At 64.6% G+C, this 18,816-nt stretch carries 16 protein-coding genes and 2 tRNA genes; 16 read left to right on the top strand and 2 right to left on the bottom strand.

Translation table 11 applies throughout. The features are described 5' to 3' along the window. Positions 1–7: 7 nt before the first annotated feature. Genes ytfQ through D2N39_RS19975 form a run of 7 tightly spaced genes read left to right on the top strand, consistent with a single transcriptional unit; the run spans position 8 to position 6,874 of the window. Entirely contained in the window at positions 8–970 is a 963-nt protein-coding gene (gene ytfQ, locus D2N39_RS20005; RefSeq protein ID WP_325048520.1) for a galactofuranose ABC transporter, galactofuranose-binding protein YtfQ, read from the top strand. 54 nt (positions 971–1,024) lie between these two features. Further along, the gene (locus tag D2N39_RS20000; protein WP_119136547.1) at positions 1,025–2,515 is read left to right on the top strand and encodes a sugar ABC transporter ATP-binding protein; all 1,491 of its coding nucleotides are present in this window, start codon (positions 1,025–1,027) and stop codon (positions 2,513–2,515) included. Then, positions 2,515–3,540, top strand: a complete 1,026-nt coding sequence (locus tag D2N39_RS19995) for an ABC transporter permease (RefSeq protein ID WP_119136546.1) — start codon at positions 2,515–2,517, stop codon at positions 3,538–3,540. The genes D2N39_RS20000 and D2N39_RS19995 overlap by 1 nt, the downstream gene beginning before the upstream one ends. Beyond that, entirely contained in the window at positions 3,537–4,511 is a 975-nt protein-coding gene (gene yjfF / locus D2N39_RS19990) for a galactofuranose ABC transporter, permease protein YjfF (RefSeq protein WP_119136545.1), read from the top strand. The genes D2N39_RS19995 and yjfF overlap by 4 nt, the downstream gene beginning before the upstream one ends. Next, entirely contained in the window at positions 4,508–5,350 is an 843-nt protein-coding gene (locus tag D2N39_RS19985; RefSeq protein WP_119136544.1) for an SMP-30/gluconolactonase/LRE family protein, read from the top strand. Before yjfF ends, D2N39_RS19985 begins: the two co-directional genes overlap by 4 nt. Before the next feature lie 10 nt (positions 5,351–5,360). Further along, the gene (locus D2N39_RS19980; RefSeq protein ID WP_119136543.1) at positions 5,361–6,245 is read left to right on the top strand and encodes a 2-dehydro-3-deoxygalactonokinase; all 885 of its coding nucleotides are present in this window, start codon (positions 5,361–5,363) and stop codon (positions 6,243–6,245) included. Then, complete coding sequence (locus tag D2N39_RS19975) at positions 6,242–6,874, top strand: 2-dehydro-3-deoxy-6-phosphogalactonate aldolase (RefSeq protein WP_119136542.1); 633 nt, start codon at positions 6,242–6,244, stop codon at positions 6,872–6,874. Before D2N39_RS19980 ends, D2N39_RS19975 begins: the two co-directional genes overlap by 4 nt. A 109-nt stretch (positions 6,875–6,983) precedes the next feature. Here D2N39_RS19975 and D2N39_RS19970 read toward each other — a convergent pair. Together D2N39_RS19970 and D2N39_RS19965 are read right to left on the bottom strand one after the other, a co-directional pair. After that, a tRNA-Leu gene (locus tag D2N39_RS19970) sits at positions 6,984–7,068 on the bottom strand. A gap of 111 nt (positions 7,069–7,179) precedes the next feature. Then, positions 7,180–7,264, bottom strand: a tRNA-Leu gene (locus tag D2N39_RS19965). A 147-nt stretch (positions 7,265–7,411) separates the two neighbouring features. On the opposite strand from D2N39_RS19965, the gene D2N39_RS19960 reads away from it, so the two are divergent. From D2N39_RS19960 to mtgA, 9 genes are all read left to right on the top strand, one after another. Next, complete coding sequence (locus tag D2N39_RS19960; protein ID WP_119136541.1) at positions 7,412–8,398, top strand: complex I NDUFA9 subunit family protein; 987 nt, start codon at positions 7,412–7,414, stop codon at positions 8,396–8,398. 3 nt (positions 8,399–8,401) lie between these two features. After that, positions 8,402–9,208, top strand: a complete 807-nt coding sequence (locus D2N39_RS19955; RefSeq protein WP_119136540.1) for an undecaprenyl-diphosphate phosphatase — start codon at positions 8,402–8,404, stop codon at positions 9,206–9,208. Positions 9,209–9,370: 162 nt separating this feature from the next. Next, positions 9,371–10,807: an NAD(P)-dependent oxidoreductase gene (locus D2N39_RS19950; RefSeq protein ID WP_119136539.1), complete on the top strand. Its 1,437-nt coding sequence runs from the start codon at positions 9,371–9,373 to the stop codon at positions 10,805–10,807. Between the two features lie 74 nt (positions 10,808–10,881). Continuing rightward, the gene (locus D2N39_RS19945; RefSeq protein ID WP_119136538.1) at positions 10,882–11,682 is read left to right on the top strand and encodes an alpha/beta fold hydrolase; all 801 of its coding nucleotides are present in this window, start codon (positions 10,882–10,884) and stop codon (positions 11,680–11,682) included. Then, positions 11,679–12,386: a hypothetical protein gene (locus tag D2N39_RS19940; protein WP_119136537.1), complete on the top strand. Its 708-nt coding sequence runs from the start codon at positions 11,679–11,681 to the stop codon at positions 12,384–12,386. Before D2N39_RS19945 ends, D2N39_RS19940 begins: the two co-directional genes overlap by 4 nt. After that, positions 12,376–12,813, top strand: coding sequence for a GFA family protein (locus D2N39_RS19935; protein ID WP_119136536.1), 438 nt, complete (start codon positions 12,376–12,378; stop codon positions 12,811–12,813). Before D2N39_RS19940 ends, D2N39_RS19935 begins: the two co-directional genes overlap by 11 nt. Positions 12,814–12,816: 3 nt before the next feature. Beyond that, complete coding sequence (gene gltB, locus D2N39_RS19930; RefSeq protein ID WP_119136535.1) at positions 12,817–17,355, top strand: glutamate synthase large subunit; 4,539 nt, start codon at positions 12,817–12,819, stop codon at positions 17,353–17,355. A 137-nt stretch (positions 17,356–17,492) separates the two neighbouring features. Then, positions 17,493–18,002: a DUF1269 domain-containing protein gene (locus tag D2N39_RS19925; protein ID WP_119136534.1), complete on the top strand. Its 510-nt coding sequence runs from the start codon at positions 17,493–17,495 to the stop codon at positions 18,000–18,002. Between the two features lie 52 nt (positions 18,003–18,054). Continuing rightward, positions 18,055–18,798, top strand: a complete 744-nt coding sequence (gene mtgA, locus D2N39_RS19920) for a monofunctional biosynthetic peptidoglycan transglycosylase (RefSeq protein WP_119136533.1) — start codon at positions 18,055–18,057, stop codon at positions 18,796–18,798. Positions 18,799–18,816 lie beyond the last annotated feature (18 nt).

Genomic DNA, 18,816 nt, shown 5'->3' with positions numbered 1-18,816 from the left:
GGAACGGATGATGACGAAGCATATCCTGATGGGCTCGGTCGCCGCACTGGCGCTTTCGGCGACGATGGCGCTGGCGGCGGACAAGACGATCGGCTTTGCGCAGATCGGCTCGGAATCGGGCTGGCGCGCGGCGGAAACCACGGTGACCAAGCAGCAGGCCGCCGATCGGGGCCTTGATCTGCGGTTTTCCGACGCGCAGCAGAAGCAGGAAAACCAGATCGCGGCGATCCGGTCCTTCATCGCACAGGGTGTCGATGCGATCCTGCTGGCCCCCGTGGTGGCGACCGGCTGGGATGCCGTGCTGCAAGAGGCGAAAGAGGCCGAGATTCCGGTGGTTCTTCTGGATCGTCAGGTTGACAGTTCGGAGGATCTTTACCTGACTGCCGTGGGTTCCAACCTCGTGCACGAGGGCGAGGTGGCGGCCGAATGGCTGATCGGCGCCGTCGGTGACAAACCCTGCCGTATCGTCGAACTGGAAGGCACCACCGGCTCCAGCCCGGCCATCGACCGCAAGACGGGCTTTGAAAACACCCTGAAAGGCCATGACAACCTTCAGGTCGTGCGCAGCCAGACCGGCGATTTCACCCGTGCCCAGGGCAAGGAGGTGATGGAAAGCTTCCTTCAGGCAGAAAACGGCGGCAAGGACATCTGCGCGCTTTATGCCCATAATGACGACATGGCGGTCGGAGCCATTCAGGCGATCAAGGAAGCGGGCCTGCAACCGGGCAAGGACATCCTGATCGTATCCATTGACGGGGTGCCGGACCTGTTCAAGGCCATGTCCGAGGCCGAGGCCAATGCGACGGTGGAATTGACACCGAATATGGCCGGCCCGGCGCTGGACGCGCTGGATGCCTACTGGAAGGATGGCACCATGCCGCCAAAGTTCATCCAGACAGAATCGAAGCTGTACACTCAGGCGGATGATCCGGCTGGCGAATATGATCGCCGCAAGGGTCTGGGTTACTGACTTTCCTCCGGGTCGGGGTTCTGCCCCGGCCCGGCACCGCCGGGGAATACGATCATGCTGCTGACGATCCGCAATCTGACCAAGAGCTTTCCGGGTATGCGCGCGCTGGATGCTGTGGATTTCGATCTGGCGGCGGGCGAGGTGCATGCCCTGCTGGGCGAGAACGGCGCGGGCAAATCCACGCTGATCAAATGCCTGACCGGCGCCTATCGCCGCGATGCCGGGCGGATTGCGCTGGAAGGGGCTGAGATCACACCGCACTCGACGGTGGAGGCGCAGGATCTGGGGATCGGGACAGTCTACCAGGAGGTCAACCTTCTGCCGAACCTGACGGTGGCGCAGAACCTCATGTTCGGACGTGAGCCGCGCCGCTTCGGCCTGATCGACGGACGGGCGATGCGAGCCGAAGCGCGGGCGATGCTGGCCGATTACGGGATTGAGATCGACGTGGACCGCGATCTGGGCAGCTATTCGGTGGCCATCCGCCAGATCATCGCCATAGCCCGAGCGGTGGCGTTGTCGGGCAAGGTGCTGATATTGGACGAGCCGACGGCGAGCCTTGATGCGCGCGAGGTCGGCATGGTGTTCGAGGTCGTGCGACGCCTGCGCGACCGGGGGCTTGGCATCATCTTCGTGTCGCATTTCCTCGATCAGGTGTTCGACCTCTGCGACCGGATCACCGTGCTGCGCAATGGCCGCAGGATCGTGACCGAACGGATCGCCGATCTGGACCGGGTGAAGCTGATCGAACATATGCTGGGCCGCGCACTGGAGGATGAGGTGGAACACCGGGCCACGCGGGTCCCGAGAGCCCGGCCCGATCTGCTGCATTTTGAAGGTGTGGGCCGCCGGGGTATGGTAGAGCCTTTCGACCTGACGGTCGGCAAGGGCGAGGTGGTCGGGCTGGCCGGTCTGCTGGGCTCGGGGCGCACCGAAACCGCCGAACTGATGTTCGGCCTGCACCCGGCGCAGGGCGGACAGGTGCGCGATGCGGATGGTCCGCTGGCGTTGACTTCGCCGCGCGCAGCCATCGCGGCGGGTTTCGGTTTCGCCCCCGAAGATCGCAAGACCGACGGTATCGTGGCTGAGCTGTCGATCCGCGAGAATATCGCGCTGGCGCTTCAGGCACGGCGCGGCTGGGCGCGGCCGATCCCGCGCACCGAACAGAACCGTATGGCGGATGATTATATCCGCCAACTCGACATCCGCACCTCGGGACGTGAAAAGCCCATTGGCGAACTGTCAGGCGGCAATCAGCAGAAGGCGGTGCTGGCGCGCTGGCTGGCAATGAACCCGCGCTTTCTGATCCTGGACGAGCCGACGCGTGGCATCGACGTCGGTGCCCATGCCGAGATTTTGCGGCTGATCCGCAGGTTGACGGCCGAAGGCATGTCGGTGCTGGTCGTGTCGTCGGAACTGGACGAGCTGATCGCGGTCTCGGACCGGGTGATCGTGCTGCGCGACCGGCGCCATGTCGCGGAACTGCAAGGCACGCGGATTTCCCCCGAAACCATCATGCGCGCCATTGCGGGGGAGGTGGCCTGATGCCAGCAGCCCTGCGCCGTCTTGCCCCGCAGATCCTTGCGCTTCTGGCGCTGGCGGGGTTGGTGAGCCTGTTCTATCCGGGCTTTCTGAACCTGTCCTTCAATGACGGCCGTCTGGTCGGGCCGGTGATCGACGTGATGAAGCGCGGGGCGCCGGTCGCCCTGCTGGCCATCGGCATGACACTGGTGATCGCCACGCGCGGCATCGACCTGTCGGTGGGCGCCATCATGGCGATCTGCGGTGCGGCGGCGGCATGGACGATTGCCGCAGGCCATGGTCCCGGCGTCGCGCTGGCGGTTGCGCTGCTGGCGGGGGCACTGGCCGGGCTATGGAACGGCGTGCTGGTGGCCGTGGTCGGCATTCAGCCCTTCGTGGCGACACTGATCCTGATGACCATGGGGCGTGGCATCGCGCAGCTGATCACCGAAGGGCGCATCCTGACCTTCACCGATCCCGGTTTTGCCTTCCTTGGCTCGGGCAGCCTCTGGGGCCTGCCGGTGCCCGCATGGCTGTGGCTTGTGGCGGGGGGGCTGGCGACGCTGCTGATGCGGCGCACCGCCCTTGGCCTGCTGATCGAGGCGGTGGGGATCAACCGCCGTGCCAGTGCGCTTGCGGGCGTCAACGCGACCGTGCTGCTGATTGCGGTCTATATCGGCTCGGGTCTTTGTGCGGCGCTGGCGGGGATCATCGTCACCGCCGACATTCGCGGCGCCGATGCCAATAACGCGGGGCTATGGCTGGAACTTGACGCGATTCTCGCCGTGGTCGTCGGGGGGAATTCGCTGCTGGGCGGGCGGTTCTCGATTCTGGCCGCCCTGATCGGGGCGCTGATCATCCAGACCATCGACACCGGCATCCTGTTGGCGGGCTTCCCGTCGGAATACAACCTCGTCATCAAGGCCGGGCTGGTCTTGCTGATCCTTGTCCTGCAATCGCCCCGCATCGCGGCGGAATGGAGTGTCTGGCGAGATACCATGAAGGCACGCCGCGACCCACCGGCCGCCGCACCGGAGGGAGAGGCATGAAAACCCGTGCGCTGCCGCTTTATGCGACCATCGCCATCTTCATCGTGGCCTATGCGATCTGCTGGCTTCAGTTCCCGGCGATGCTGTCCACGCGTGTTGTGGGCAACCTGCTGACCGACAATGCCTATCTGGGTATCGTCGCGGTGGGGATGACGCTGGTGATCCTGTCGGGCGGCATCGACCTTTCGGTCGGATCGGTCATCGCCTTTTCCGGCATGTTCATCGCGGTGATGCTGCGCGATACGGGGCTGCATCCGCTGCCTGTGTTCCTGCTGCTGTTGGCGCTGACCTCCGGCTTTGGCGCGGCGATGGGTTGGCTGATCGACCGGCTGGCCATGCCCGCCTTCATCGTCACGCTGGCAGGCATGTTCCTTGCGCGCGGCGCGGCCTACATGCTGACCATTGAATCGGTGCCGATCCAGCATCCGTTCTACAAGGCGCTGCAATCGGCCTATTGGCTCATGCCCGGCAAGGGGCGGCTGACGCTGATCGGCGGGCTGATGGTGCTGGTCGTGCTGGCCGGCATGGTCTTGGCCCACAAGACCCGCTTTGGCACGAGCCTTTATGCCCTTGGTGGTGGTGAACAGACCGCCCGGCTGATGGGGGTGCGGCAGGGGCGCACGACGATCCTTGTCTATGCCTTGTCCGGGTTGCTGGCTGGTCTCGCCGGGATCGTCTTCTCTGTCTACACAGGATCGGGCTATCCTCTGTCGGCGGTGGGCACCGAATTGACCGCCATTGCGGCGGTGGTGATCGGCGGCACGCTACTCAGCGGCGGGGCAGGCTATGTTTTCGGCACCCTGATCGGCGTGCTGACCATGGGTCTGATCCAGACTTACATTGTCTTTGACGGCTCGCTGTCGAGCTGGTGGACGAAAATCGTGATCGGCCTGCTGCTGCTGCTGTTCATCCTGTTGCAGAAGGGCCTTCTGAAACTGTCGCAATCGCGGCTGGCCGGAGGCGGAACATGAGCCTTTTCGATGATCGCACCTGCGAACTGGGGGAGGGGCCGATCTGGCACCCGCTGCGCGCGCGCTACTTCTGGTTCGACATCCTGAACCGACGCCTTCTGTCACGCGATGACAGCGGGCCGCTGGAATGGCGCTTCGACCGGATGGTCTCGGCGGCGGGGTGGGTGGATGCCGACCGGATGATCATGGCAACCGAGACAGGGCTGGCGGTGCTGGACCTGCGGGACGGGGCGCTGGTGCCGCTTGTGGCGGTCGAGGCAGAGGATCGCGCGACCCGATCCAATGACGGGCGGGCCGACCGGCAGGGCGGGTTCTGGTTCGGCACCATGGGCAAACGGGCGGAACCCGGCAGCGGTGCGATTTACCGCTACTACCGGGGGGCCGTGCGTCAGGTCGTGGCGGGCGTGACCATTCCGAACGCCATTTGTTTTGTGCCCGATGGCCGCGCCGCTTTCTATGCCGATACGGCAGCTGGCAGGATCTGGCGGCAGCCGCTGGATGCAGAGGGCTGGCCCGCAGGTGATCCTGCGCCGTTTCTTGATCTGTCGGCGCAGGGCCTGAACCCCGACGGTGCGGTGATCGACGCCGAGGGTGGGCTGTGGTGTGCGCTGTGGGGCGCGGGGCGGGTCACGCGTTTCGATATGGCGGGCCGCGCGACGGATCATCTGGATCTGCCGGGGCGGCACAGTTCCTGTCCGGCCTTCGGAGGACCGGATCTGCGCGATATGTTGGTGACCACGGCGCGCGAGGGGATCGCGGCACCCGATCCGGCGCAGGGCTGCACCTACCTTCTGCGCGCGCCGGTCGCCGGGCTGGCCGAGCCGCGGGTGATCCTGTGAGGCGGGTAGGATGACCGGACGCCTGATCGGCATTGACTGGGGCACCTCGTCCTTTCGTGCCTGGCTGATGGGGCCGGGCGGCACAGTGCTGGATGAGATCGGCACCGCACGGGGCATCCTCTCGGTGCCTCAGGGCGGGTTCGATGTGGTGATGGAGCAGGCGTTAGCCCCCTGGCCCAAGAGGCTGGCAGTCATCGCTTCGGGAATGGTCACCTCGCGCAATGGCTGGGTCGAGACGCCCTATCTGCCGCTGCCGCTGGATGCGGCGGCGTTGGCCGGGGCGTTGGTGCCGCATCGCGCGGCTTCGGGGCGGGCCGTGCATTTCGTGACCGGCGCGCTGGGCAATGCCGGGGGGCTGCCCGATGTGATGCGCGGCGAAGAGACCGAGATCATTGGCCATATGGCGGCGGGTGGCGGCGACGGGCTGTTCGTCCTGCCCGGCACCCACAGCAAATGGGCAAGGGCCGAGGCCGGGCGTCTGACCTCCTTCCGCACCTGTATGACGGGTGAGGGGTTCGCGCTCTTGCGCCATCAGTCGATCCTCGGACGTCTGGCGGAACCGGGGCCCTTCGATCCTGCGGCTTTCGCACGCGGCCTTGCGGCGGGTCGGGCCGCGGGTCCGCTGCTGGTGCGGGCGTTTTCGGTGCGGGCGCTGGCCCTGACCGGACAACTCGCACCCGCGCAGATCGCGGATTATCTCTCGGGCCTTCTGATCGGCGACGAGGTGGCGGGTATGGTGCCGACCGGGCCGGTCACGCTGATCGGGCGGGGTGATCTGACCGCGCGCTATCGGATCGCGCTGGAGGCTGCGGGCACCGAGGCGCGCATCGCGGCACCCGGCATGGCGCGGCTGGGACTTTGGGACATCGCAACACGGGCGGGGATCACAGGATGATGGAATTCGACACGGCCTTTGCGGCCTGTCCACTGGTCGCCATTTTGCGCGGCCTGACCCCGGCCGAGGCGGTCCCGGTCGGCGCGGCGCTGACGGCGGCGGGAATTACCCTGATCGAGGTGCCGCTGAACTCGCCCGATCCGCTGGCCAGTATCGCCGCGCTTGCACGGTCTTTCGGGGATAGCGCGGTGATCGGTGCGGGAACCGTGTTGCAGGCCGCCGAAGTGCATGCCGTGGCGCAGGCGGGGGGGCGTCTGATCGTCGCACCGAACTTCGATCCGCGCGTGGCTGGTGCGGCCCGTGCGCATGGCATGATCTATGGGCCGGGTGTCGGAACGGTGACCGAGGCATTCGCCGCGCTGGAGGCAGGGGCTCATTTTCTGAAACTCTTTCCGGCGGAAATGATTCCCCCGGCGGCCGTGCGTGCCATGCGCGCGATTCTCCCGGCAGCCACGCGCCTGCTGCCGGTGGGGGGAATCGATACCGGCACGATGACCCCCTACCTCGCGGCGGGGGCTGACGGATTCGGGCTGGGCACTGCGCTCTATCGTCCGGGCCGCGACGCGGCCTTGACAGGGGCGCGGGCCGAGGCCCTGAAAGCGGCCTTTCAGATCGGGAAACAAGGCTGATCCGCAGGTTTTTATCTGGCTCCGGCGGGCATGCCCGGCCCGGAAAGCCAGACGTCCAAAAGACGAAAGCCGCGCAACCTGAGAGGGTTGCGCAGCTTTTCGCAAGTCTTGGTGCCCAGAAGAGGACTCGAACCTCCACGCCTTGCGGCACTGGTACCTGAAACCAGCGCGTCTACCAATTCCGCCATCTGGGCGATGTCGTGAGGCGGCTTCTATGCGGGCTCCGGGGGGCTGTCAACAGACGAAATGAAGGCGAGAAAACCAAAAGGCCCGGCACCTTCGCAGGGGCCGGGCCTTTTGATAATTGGTGCCCAGAAGAGGACTCGAACCTCCACGCCTTGCGGCACTGGTACCTGAAACCAGCGCGTCTACCAATTCCGCCATCTGGGCGATGTCGTGAAGCGGTATCTACGGATGCCGCGCGGGGGTGTCAACAGGGGGGATCGCAAAATCTTCACAGGATTTGCGACTTGTTTGGAAATCCCCTTAAAGTTATGGAGACAGGCGAAAATGCAGCATCCGGGAAGGGCTCGTAGCATGAGCAAGCTGGTCACGATCTTCGGGGGTTCGGGCTTCGTGGGGCGCTATGTGGCGCGGCGCATGGCGAAAGAGGGCTGGCGCGTGCGCGTCGCTGTCCGTCGCCCGAACGAGGCGCTGTTCGTGCGCCCCTATGGCGTTGTGGGGCAGGTGGAGCCTGTGCTGTGCAACATCCGTGACGATGCAAGCGTGCGCGCGGCGCTGACCGGCGCCGATGCCGTGGTGAACTGCGTGGGCATCCTGAACGCAGTCGGCAAAAACGGCTTCGATGCCGTGCAGGCCGAAGGTGCCGGCCGGGTGGCGCGGCTTGCGGCCGAGGCGGGTGTGGCGCATCTGGTGCATGTTTCGGCGCTGGGCGCCGACAAGGACAGCGACAGCGACTATTCACGCACCAAGGCCGAGGGTGAGGCCGCTGTTCTGGCTGCCTTCCCGTCGGCGATGATCCTGCGCCCCTCGATCATCTTCGGCAACGAGGATGGCTTCTTCAACCGTTTCGCCGCCATGGCGCGGATGGCGCCGGTAATCCCGATGTTTGGCGCCGCGACCCGGTTCCAGCCTGTGCATGTCGAGGATGTGGCTGCGGCCGCCGTGAAAGGTGCCCTGGGGCAGGCCGCACCGGGCGTTTATGAGCTGGGCGGCCCGGATGTTGAAAGCTTCCATGACCTGATGAAGGGCATGCTGCATGTCATCAACCGCCGCCGCCTGCTGCTGCCGCTGCCGCGTTTTGTTGGCCGTCTGATTGCTTTCGGTTTTGATGCCGTGCAGGCGGTGACGCTGGGCCTGATCGAAAACAAGGTTCTGACCGGCGATCAGTTGAAGAATCTTTACCGCGACAACGTGGTGGCGCCGGGGGCCAAGGGCTTTGCCGACCTTGGAATCCAGCCCGCCGCCATGGGCGCGGTGCTGCCCGATTACCTGTGGCCCTATCGTCCGTCCGGCCAGTATGACGCGATCAAGGCTTCGGCAAAGAACCTGCGCAAGGCCTGATTCATGGCCGACCAGTCGCTGCTGAGCGCCGCGGTCCTCGGCATTGTCGAGGGCCTGACCGAGTTCATTCCGGTCTCCTCGACCGGACATCTGCTGCTTCTGGGGCATTTCATCGGCTTTGAAAGCGCGGGCAAGACCTTTGAGGTGGTGATCCAGCTTGGCGCTGTTCTGGCGGTGCTGTCGGTCTATTCGGCAAAGCTGTGGCAGGTGTTTTCTACCGCCCGCAGCGACCCGAAATCGTTCCGCTTCATCGTCGCCGTCGCGCTGGCCTTCTTTCCTGCCGTGGTGGTGGGGGTGCTGGCGCATGACTTCATCAAACGGGTCCTGTTCGAAACGCCTATGTTGATCGCCATCAACCTGCTGTGGGGCGGGGTGGTTCTGTTGTGGGTGGATCGCATGAGGCTGACGCCGCGCTATGAGGACGCGACGGATGTGCCCTTGGGCGTGGCGCTGAAAATCGGCCTGTTCCAGTGCCTTGCGATGATCCCCGGTGTCTCGCGCTCCGGCTCTACCATTGTCGGGGGCTTGCTTCTGGGTGTTGGCAAGCGTGGCGCGGCAGAGTTTTCCTTCTTCCTGTCGATGCCGACCATGGGTGCGGCCTTTGCCTATGACCTGTGGAAAAGCCGGCACATGCTGGACAGCGGCGCGATGACCGAAATCGCGGTGGGCTTCGTTCTGGCCCTGATTTCCGCAGTTCTGGTGGTGAAATGGCTGCTCGGCTACGTCTCGCGCCATGGCTATGCGCTGTTCGGCTGGTGGCGAATCATTGTCGGCGGGATGGCCTTGACGGCTCTTTTGCTGGGCTTCTGATGTGATAGGGAAATCGTTCTTACCTAAATTGAGAGATTTAAGTCAGAATGGCAGACGTTTTTTCGAAAAAAGCCGCATATAGGTAAACTATACTGACTTTTATTCGAATCCGGCCCGGAGTATCAATGCGCACCCACCGATTTGCCGAGGGAGGCGTGGCTCATGGCCAAGGAACGGATGCTTCAGTTTGTGACCGTCGATCGGGAAATGCCCGAGAAGCGTCCGGCCGATCTGCGTGCGCAGGATTTCCATGAAATCTATCGGGAGTTTGCCGCGCAGAAGGCGGCGGAACAGGCCAGCCGGTGCAGCCAGTGCGGCGTGCCCTATTGCCAGTCGCATTGCCCGTTGCACAACAACATCCCCGACTGGCTGCGCATGACCGCCTCGGGCCGTCTGGAAGAGGCCTATGCGCTGAGCCAGGCGACCAACACCTTTCCCGAGATCTGCGGCCGCATCTGCCCGCAAGACCGGCTGTGTGAAGGCAATTGTGTGATTGAACAATCGGGCCATGGCACCGTGACCATTGGTTCGGTCGAGAAATACATCACTGATACCGCTTGGGAAAACGGCTGGGTAAAGCCGGTTAAGCCGGCGGTGGAACGCGCCGAAAGCGTGGGTATCATCGGCGCGGGTCCGGGCGGCCTTGCTGCGGCAGACATGCTGCGCCGCAAGGGTTTTCAGGTCACGGTCTATGACCGCTATGATCGTGCGGGCGGGCTGCTGACCTATGGAATCCCCGGCTTCAAGCTTGAAAAGCCGGTGGTGATGCAGCGCATCGACCAACTGGAAGCCTCGGGCGTCAGCTTCGTGATGAACTGCAAGGTTGGCGAAGATCTGAGCTTCGATGCCATTCGCGGCCAGCATGACGCGGTGCTGATCGCCACGGGCGTCTACAAGATGCGCGACGTCGGTGGGCCGGGTGTCGGCCAGAAGGGGATCGTTCAGGCGCTGGATTACCTGACCGCCTCGAACCGCAAAAGCTTTGGTGACGAGGTCGAGGCCTTCGACAATGGCGATCTGGATGCCAGCGGCAAGCGCGTGGTGGTGATCGGCGGTGGCGATACGGCGATGGACTGCGTGCGCACGGCGATCCGTCAGGGCGCAACTTCGGTCAAATGTCTCTATCGCCGCGACAAGGCCAATATGCCCGGCTCGCGCCGCGAGACCCAGAATGCCGAGGAAGAGGGCGTCGAATTCGTCTGGCTGGCGGCGCCCAAGGGCTTTGCCGGGAATGGGGCGGTCGAAGGCGTGATGGTGCAGAAGATGCGCCTTGGCGCCCCCGACGCGACCGGCCGCCAGACCCCCGAGGTGATCGAGGGTGCGGATTACGTCGAACCCGCCGATCTGGTGATCACCGCGCTGGGGTTTGAACCTGAGGATCTGCCGACGCTCTGGGGCGTGCCGGAACTTGCCGTGACCCGCTGGGGCACCGTGAAGGCCGATTTCCAGACCCATCAGACGGCGCTTCCGGGCGTGTTCGCCGCGGGCGACATCGTGCGCGGCGCCAGCCTTGTGGTCTGGGCGATCCGCGACGGGCGCGAGGCCGCCGATGCGATCGAAGCCTATCTGGCGCAGCCGGCAAGCGTCGCCGCCGAATAAGGGCTGGCGCCGGGAATCCCTTGTCTGCCGCATGATGCGGCAGTCTTTCTGACCTGAAATGAGAGGGCCCGATCATGGGCGAGACGGCACCAGCATCGGCGGAAGGCAGCGCGGCGGCGCCTTCGTCGCCTGCTGCCCGCCCGGATGTGGAAATCTCGACGCTGCGCGATGACCGGGCGCTGCGCGTCTGGCGTCATCGCGGCGAGGGGCGGCGTCTGGTGGTCTGCTTCTCCGGTGTTGGCCGGGATCGCCGACGCCCTCCGCGGCTGGAATTTGCCAAGACTGCCAGCGGTGCGGGCCGGGATCATGCGCTTTACATCGCTGATCCGCGTCGTAGCTGGCTGAATGCGCCGGGGCTGATCGAGGATGTGGTGTCGCTGGTCGAGGCGGAGGCGGCCGAGGTCGGGGCGACCGAAGTGGTGGCCATGGGGCATTCGCTGGGCGGTTTTTCCGCGCTGGCGCTTGGGGGGTTCACGCAGGTTGACGCGGCGCTGGCGCTGTCGCCGCAGTTTTCCGTCGATCCGGCGGTCGTGCCGGACGAATCGCGCTGGATGCCCTTTCGTGAGCAGATCGAGACGTTCCGTATTTCCGACGTGCGCGATGTGATGGCAGACAGGACGCAACATTACATCATTTTCGGCGCCCATGCGCGTGAGCGGGCGCAAAGCAGGCTGCTGCGCCCCGCGCCGAATGCGCATTGTTTCATGTTGCCCGGTGTGCGGCATGATACGGTCATGCGGATGTTCCACGCCGGTATTCTTGACGAGGCTGCGCAACTGGCCTTCGGGCGCCGGACGCGTCGTCTGCGGCAGGTTCTGGCCGAGACGCTGCAAGGGACCCAGCTCGCGGTGCCCGATGCGGAGGGTGAGGCATGAAATACGCAATCGCTTTGTTTCTGGCGCTTGGCGCCACACCGGCCTGCGCGGGCAGCTTTGCCGCCCCGGCCGGTTGCGAGACCTATCTGACCGTGCAATCGCGCGGGTGCCGGGTCTCGAACCACTACACCTGCACCGCCGATCAGCCGGGCGACAAGTGGCGCGCCGATTTCGATCAGGAGGGGATCTATTTCCTCAGCCGGATCGACAACCAGACCCAGTGGGTTGAAAGTTTCGAGCTGAACCCGCAGGTGCGGCAAACGCTGGATGCGAACCCGGCGGATCCCGCCAGTTTCGACGCGCTTCTGGCCGGGCGCGACGATTTCGATTTCCGCCTTTCCAAGGACAATGGCGCGCGCAGTCATGTCACCGGCTATGATGCGCTGACCGGCAAAAGCTTCGTCATCGATGGCGTGACGCTGCAACAGACCGAGTTCGAGTTCACCGAGACCGACCCGGATGGCAATGTGCTGCGTCACGCGCGGGGCAATGAATACATCCATCCCGAATGGCGGATGTTCTTTGCTGGCCCGTCGGAATGGGATGAAAACGGCGAGTGGTTTCCGTCGGATGGCAGCCCGGTGCAGTTCATCCAGCCGGGCGAACCGGGCTTTGCCGCCACCCAGCCGATTTTTGAATGCGGTGCGCTGATGTCTCAGACGCCGGGGAACTCTTTGATGCAAAAGGTGCGCCATGAGCCATGATCTGACCGGACATTGCCTGTGCGGAGCGGTGCAGGTGACCGTGCGCAACCCCGCACACGATCTGGGTGCCTGCCACTGTGCCATGTGCCGCCGCTGGACCGGGGCTGCCTTCGTCAGCCTGGATGTGCCCGAGGCCGATCTGACCGTGACCGGCAGTGAACACATCCGCGCCTATGCCTCGTCCGACTGGGCCGAGCGCAGCTTCTGCGGCACCTGCGGGTCTGCACTGTGGTATCGGCTGAAGCCGGGTGTGGGGCCGACCGACTATTACATGGCCGCGGGCCTTCTGGACGATCTGTCCGGGCAGCGGCTGGAACGCGAGATCTATATCGACCGGAAGCCAGAAGCCTTTGCCTTCGCCGGTCCGACCCAGCAGATGACCGAGGCCGAGTTTCTGGCCACGTTGCAAGCCAATCCCGAGGAGTAAGCCATGACGATCTATGATGAAGCCTGGGTGAAGGCCGAAGAGGAAAAGCGCCGCTTCATGGGTGAACATGGCCTGTGGCGCGAGGAGGACGAACATTCCTCCTGCGGTGTCGGTCTGGTCGCCTCGATCAGCGGCAAGCCCTCGCGCAAGGTGGTGGATGCGGGACTGGATGCGCTGCGCGCGATCTGGCACCGTGGCGCGGTCGATGCGGATGGCAAGACCGGCGACGGCGCGGGCATCCATGTGCAGATCCCGGTGAAATTCTTCTATGATCAGGTCCGCCGCACTGGCCATGAGGCCGATCCGAAAAAGCTGATCGCGGTGGGGCAGGTCTTCCTGCCGCGCACCGATTTCGGCGCGCAGGAACGCTGCCGCACGATCGTGGAAACCGAAGTGCTGCGCATGGGCCATTACATCTATGGCTGGCGCCATGTCCCTGTGGATACCTCGGTTCTGGGCGAAAAGGCCAATGCGACGCGCCCCGAGATCGAACAGATCCTGATCCGCTGTGAAAAGGACATCGATCAGGAACAGTTCGAGCGCGAGCTTTACATCATCCGCCGCCGGATCGAGAAGGCGGTGACGGCAGCGGGCATCGCGGGCTGCTACCTGTGCAGCCTGTCGTGCCGCAGCATCATCTACAAGGGCATGATGCTGGCCGAGCAGGTTTCGGTCTTCTACCCCGATCTGCAAGACGAGCGGTTCGAGTCGACCTTTGCCATCTATCACCAGCGTTATTCCACCAACACCTTCCCGCAATGGTGGCTGGCGCAGCCCTTCCGCATGCTCGCCCATAACGGCGAGATCAACACGCTGAAAGGCAACGTGAACTGGATGCGCAGCCACGAGATCCGCATGGCCTCGTCGGCCTTCGGGGAAATGGCCGAGGACATCAAGCCGATCATCCCCTCGGGCACGTCGGACAGCGGCGCGCTGGACGCGGTGTTCGAGGTTCTGGTGCGCTCGGGCCGCTCGGCGCCGATGGCCAAGACCATGCTGGTCCCCGAGGCATGGAGCAAGACGACCGCCGACATGCCGCAGGCCTGGGCGGATATGTATGCCTATTGCAACGCGGTGATGGAGCCATGGGACGGCCCGGCCGCGCTGGCGATGACCGATGGCCGCTGGGTCTGCGGCGGGCTGGATCGCAACGGCCTGCGTCCGATGCGCTATGTCGTCACGGGTGACGGCCTGCTGATCGCGGGGTCGGAAGCGGGCATGGTGCCGGTGGACGAAGGCACGATCCGTGAAAAAGGCGCACTTGGGCCGGGGCAGATGATTGCCGTCGATACCAAAGAGGGCAAGCTTTACCACGATGCCGAGATGAAGGACCGTCTGGCCCGCAGCCAGCCCTATAGCGAATGGATCGAGAAGGTCGTGGACCTGAACTCGATACTGCGCGACATCCCGGAAGAACAGACCTTCACGGGTGCGGCGCTGCGCAAGCGGCAGATCGCGGCGGGCTATACGGTCGAGGAACTGGAGCAGGTTCTGGCCCCGATGGCCGAGGACGGCAAGGAAATGATCGCCTCGATGGGGGACGACACGCCGGTCGCGGTGCTGTCGAAGCAGTATCGCCCGCTGAGCCATTTCTTCCGCCAGAACTTCAGCCAGGTTACCAACCCGCCGATCGATAGCTTGCGCGAAACGCGGGTGATGAGCCTCAAGACCCGCTTTGGCAACCTGAAAAACGTGTTGGATGAATCGAGCGCCCAGACCGAAATTCTGGTTCTGGAAAGCCCGTTCATTGCCAATATCGAATATCAAGTGATGCTGAAGCAGTTCGGCGCGCAGGTCGCGCTGATCGACTGCACCTTCCCGGCAGACAGCGATCAGGAGGCGCTGCGCCTGGGTCTGGAGCGTATCCGCGCCGAGGCTGAGGATGCCGTGCGGTCTGGCGCCGCGCATCTGGTGCTGACGGACGAGCATCAGGGCGAGGGCAAGGTGGCGATGCCGATGATCCTTGCCACCAGCGCCGTGCATAGCTGGCTGACGCGCAAGGGCCTGCGGACCTTCACCTCGCTGAACGTGCGTGCGGCGGAATGCATCGACCCGCATTACTTTGCGGTGCTGATCGGCTGCGGCGCAACCACGGTGAACCCCTATCTGGCACAGGATAGCATTGCCGACCGCATCGCGCGCGGGTTGCTGGAAGGCAGCCTGACCGATGCGATGCGCCGCTACCGCGACGCCATCGACGCGGGTCTGCTGAAGATCATGGCGAAGATGGGGATTTCGGTCATCTCGTCCTATCGTGGCGGACTGAACTTCGAGGCGGTGGGGCTGTCGCGTGCCATGGTGGCCGAATATTTCCCCGGCATGCACAGCCGCATCTCGGGGATCGGCCTGCACGGTATCCAGATGAAATCGCAGGAGGTGCATGCGAAAGGCTGGATGGGCGGCAGCGACGTGCTGCCGATCGGCGGCTTCTACAAGGCGCGGCGCTCGGGCGAGAAACACGCCTGGGAAGCCCAGACCATGCACATGCTGCAAGCGGCCTGCGACCGGGCGTCCTATGACATCTGGAAGCAATACAGCGCTTCGATGCGGGCAAACCCGCCGATCCACATCCGCGATCTGCTGGACATCAAGCCGCTGGGCAAGCCGGTGCAGATCGAAGAGGTCGAGTCGATCACCTCGATCCGCAAGCGGTTCGTGACGCCGGGCATGTCGCTGGGGGCGCTGTCGCCCGAGGCGCATATGACGCTGAACATCGCCATGAACCGGATCGGTGCCAAATCAGACTCGGGCGAGGGCGGCGAAGACCCGGCGCACCAGCACCCGTTCCCGAACGGTGACAACCCCTGCGCCAAGATCAAGCAGGTTGCCTCCGGCCGTTTCGGTGTGACGGCGGAATACCTGAACGCCTGCGAGGAACTGGAAATCAAGGTGGCCCAGGGCGCCAAGCCCGGCGAGGGCGGCCAGCTTCCGGGCATGAAGGTGACCGAACTGATTGCGCGGCTGCGCCACAGCACCAAGGGCGTGACGCTGATCTCGCCCCCGCCGCACCACGACATCTATTCGATCGAGGATCTGGCACAGCTGATCTACGACCTGAAGCAGATCAACCCGCGCTGCAAGGTGACGGTGAAACTGGTTTCGGCCAGCGGCGTCGGCACCATCGCGGCGGGCGTGGCCAAGGCCAAGGCGGATATCATCCTGATTTCCGGCCATAACGGCGGCACGGGCGCCAGCCCCGGCACCTCGATCAAATACGCGGGTCTGCCGTGGGAGATGGGCCTGACCGAGGCGCATCAGGTGCTGACCATGAACAACCTGCGCGAGCGGGTGACGCTGCGCACCGATGGCGGCCTGCGTACGGGCCGCGACGTGGTGATTGCCGCGATGCTGGGGGCCGAGGAATACGGCATAGGCACCGCCGCCCTGATCGCCATGGGCTGCATCATGGTGCGTCAGTGCCAGTCGAACACCTGCCCGGTGGGCGTCTGCACCCAGAACCCCGACCTGCGCAAGAAGTTCACGGGCTCCGCCGACAAGGTGGTGAACCTGATCACCTTCTATGCACAGGAAGTTCGGGAAATCCTCGCCTCCATCGGCGCGCGTTCGCTGGACGAGATCATCGGCCGCCCCGACCTGTTGAGCCAGGTCAGCCGCGGGTCCGAGGCGCTGGACGATCTGGACCTGAACCCGCTGCTGATTACGGTGGATGGCTCGCAGAAGGTGACCTACGACCGCTCGAAGCCGCGCAATGCGGTGCCGGATACGCTGGATGCAGAAATCGTCAAGGACGGTGCGCGCTTCTTCGAGGATGGCGAGAAGATGCAGCTCAGCTATGCCGTGCGCAACACGCTGCGCACCATCGGCACGCGGTCGTCCAGCCACATCGTCAAGAAGTTCGGGATGCGCAACAACCTGCAACCCGACCATCTGACGGTGAAGCTGACCGGAAACGCCGGGCAGTCGCTGGGTGCTTTCGCGGTGAAAGGGCTGAAGATCGAGGTGCAGGGCGACGCCAACGATTATGTCGGCAAGGGCCTCAGCGGCGGTCTGATCGTGGTGCGCCCGCAGATGTCCAGCCCGCTGGTCGCGGATCAGAACACCATCATCGGCAATACCGTGCTTTATGGCGCGACCGATGGTTACCTGTTCGCAGCGGGCAAGGCGGGCGAGCGGTTCGCCGTCCGCAACTCGGGCGCGACGGTGGTGATCGAGGGCTGCGGCACCAACGGCTGTGAATACATGACCGGCGGTGTGGCGGTGATTCTTGGCAAGATCGGCGCCAACTTCGGCGCGGGCATGACCGGCGGCATGGCCTATCTCTACGATCCCGAAGGGGTGGCAGAGGATTTCATGAACCTTGAAAGCCTCGTGACCTGCGCGGTCAGCCACCCGCATTGGGAAGCCCAGGTCAAGGGCCTCGTCGAACGCCACTTTGCCGAGACGGGCAGTCAGAAAGCCGCACGGATCCTTGCGGACTGGGAGGCGGAGCGTGCCAATTTCCTTCAGGTCTGCCCGAAGGAAATGCTGGTCCACCTGCCGCATCCGCTGTCGGATGAGGCGGCGAAGGTCCCGGCCGAATAAGGCGGCCGCAACCGGGATTAAAGACCCATACGCTCGCGGTTCATCCGCGGGCGTCATCATTTTGTGAAAGGGCTGGCGGAACCTCGCGCGAAGGCGCACGTTCATCGGGAGCGCGCATCCAGTAACCGGAGTTTGTCATGTCCGATCTCGTCATCATCGCTTTCGACACCGAGGCCACCGCCTTTGAAGCGCGGGCCGCATTGGTGAAGATGCAGCAGGAATATCTGATCGAAATGGAAGACGCCGTCGTGATCACCCGCAAGGATGATGGCACGGTGCAATTGCATCAGGCCGTCAACATGACTGCTGTCGGGGCGACGGGCGGCGGTATCTGGGGTGGGCTGATCGGGCTTCTGTTCCTCAACCCGTTGCTGGGGGCGGCCGTGGGCGCGGGGGCAGGGGCGCTGTCGGGCTGGATGACCGATGTCGGCATCAATGATGATTTCCTGAAGCAGACCGGGCAAAGCCTGCCGCAGGGGGGCGCTGCGCTGGGCATCCTCATCCGCAAGATGACCGCCGACAAGGTGCTGGCCGGGCTCGATGCCTTCGCGGGTAAGGGCAGGGTGCTGCGCACCTCGCTGAGCGCCGAGCAGGAACAGAAACTGTCAGAGGCGCTGACCCGCCACGGCGCCACGCCCACGGCCTGAACCGGCGCCCGCCTGCCTTGACCGCCGGGCGGGCTTCGTGATCTGTGGGGGCATGGCAAAGACCACCCGAAAGAAGAAATCAGCCCCGGCGCCGGAACCCGAAATCGTCATTCCGCTGCGCCTGCCACTGAAGGCGCGGCTGCGGCTTTGGCTGTTGCGCGGTTTGGCCGGGGTCGTGGGCCTGCTGCTGGCGCTGATCCTGATCTTTGCCGTGGTTCCGGTGCCGACCAACCTCTACCAGATGCAGGAACGCTGGCGTCTGGGCGGCATCGAAAGCGACTGGGTTGCCTGGGATGACATCGCGCCGGTGATGGCCCGGTCTGTGGTCGCGGCCGAGGATGCCAATTTCTGCCTCCACTGGGGATTCGACATGAAGGCGATCCGCGCAGCGCTGGCCGAGGGCAGCGGGCGCGGCGCCTCGACCATCAGCCAGCAGGTCGTGAAGAACGTGTTCCTCTGGCAGGGCCGGAACTGGGCGCGCAAGGCGGCCGAGGCGCTGCTGACCCCGCCGGTCGAGCTGGTCTGGTCTAAGCGGCGCATCCTGCATGTCTATCTGAACATTGCCGAATTCGGCGAAGGCGTGTTCGGGGTCGAAGCGGCGGCGCAGCACTGGTTCGGGGTTTCCGCGAAGGATCTGACCCCGGTGCAGGCGGCGCGGCTGGCCGCGATCCTGCCCGACCCGAAAGCGCGCAACCCCGCAAAACCCACAGCAAGCCTGCGCCGCCGCGCCGGGCAGATCCTTGACGGGGCCGAGACGATCCGCGCCGATGGCCGCGCCGCCTGTTTCGAGGATTGAGCGGGCCTTGCCCGGCCA

The organism is Gemmobacter lutimaris, from assembly GCF_003570715.1.
GTDB classification, from domain to species: domain Bacteria; phylum Pseudomonadota; class Alphaproteobacteria; order Rhodobacterales; family Rhodobacteraceae; genus Gemmobacter; species Gemmobacter lutimaris.
The sequence above is the reverse complement of the archived record's forward strand: the minus strand, read 5'-3'. Positions and strand labels throughout refer to the sequence as shown.

Bases quoted from the DNA above. Each gene is read 5' to 3' on its own strand.
- gltB (WP_119136535.1), top strand. From the start codon at position 12,817: ATGACGATCTATGATGAAGCCTGGGTGAAGGCCGAAGAGGAAAAGCGC.
- D2N39_RS19945 (WP_119136538.1), top strand. From the start codon at position 10,882: ATGGGCGAGACGGCACCAGCATCGGCGGAAGGCAGCGCGGCGGCGCCT.
- yjfF (WP_119136545.1), top strand. From the start codon at position 3,537: ATGAAAACCCGTGCGCTGCCGCTTTATGCGACCATCGCCATCTTCATC.
- D2N39_RS19925 (WP_119136534.1), top strand. From the start codon at position 17,493: ATGTCCGATCTCGTCATCATCGCTTTCGACACCGAGGCCACCGCCTTT.
- D2N39_RS19975 (WP_119136542.1), top strand. From the start codon at position 6,242: ATGATGGAATTCGACACGGCCTTTGCGGCCTGTCCACTGGTCGCCATT.
- D2N39_RS19940 (WP_119136537.1), top strand. From the start codon at position 11,679: ATGAAATACGCAATCGCTTTGTTTCTGGCGCTTGGCGCCACACCGGCC.
- D2N39_RS19995 (WP_119136546.1), top strand. From the start codon at position 2,515: ATGCCAGCAGCCCTGCGCCGTCTTGCCCCGCAGATCCTTGCGCTTCTG.
- D2N39_RS20000 (WP_119136547.1), top strand. From the start codon at position 1,025: ATGCTGCTGACGATCCGCAATCTGACCAAGAGCTTTCCGGGTATGCGC.
- D2N39_RS19960 (WP_119136541.1), top strand. From the start codon at position 7,412: ATGAGCAAGCTGGTCACGATCTTCGGGGGTTCGGGCTTCGTGGGGCGC.
- D2N39_RS19955 (WP_119136540.1), top strand. From the start codon at position 8,402: ATGGCCGACCAGTCGCTGCTGAGCGCCGCGGTCCTCGGCATTGTCGAG.
- D2N39_RS19985 (WP_119136544.1), top strand. From the start codon at position 4,508: ATGAGCCTTTTCGATGATCGCACCTGCGAACTGGGGGAGGGGCCGATC.
- D2N39_RS19950 (WP_119136539.1), top strand. From the start codon at position 9,371: ATGGCCAAGGAACGGATGCTTCAGTTTGTGACCGTCGATCGGGAAATG.
- ytfQ (WP_325048520.1), top strand. From the start codon at position 8: ATGATGACGAAGCATATCCTGATGGGCTCGGTCGCCGCACTGGCGCTT.
- D2N39_RS19980 (WP_119136543.1), top strand. From the start codon at position 5,361: ATGACCGGACGCCTGATCGGCATTGACTGGGGCACCTCGTCCTTTCGT.
- D2N39_RS19935 (WP_119136536.1), top strand. From the start codon at position 12,376: ATGAGCCATGATCTGACCGGACATTGCCTGTGCGGAGCGGTGCAGGTG.
- mtgA (WP_119136533.1), top strand. From the start codon at position 18,055: ATGGCAAAGACCACCCGAAAGAAGAAATCAGCCCCGGCGCCGGAACCC.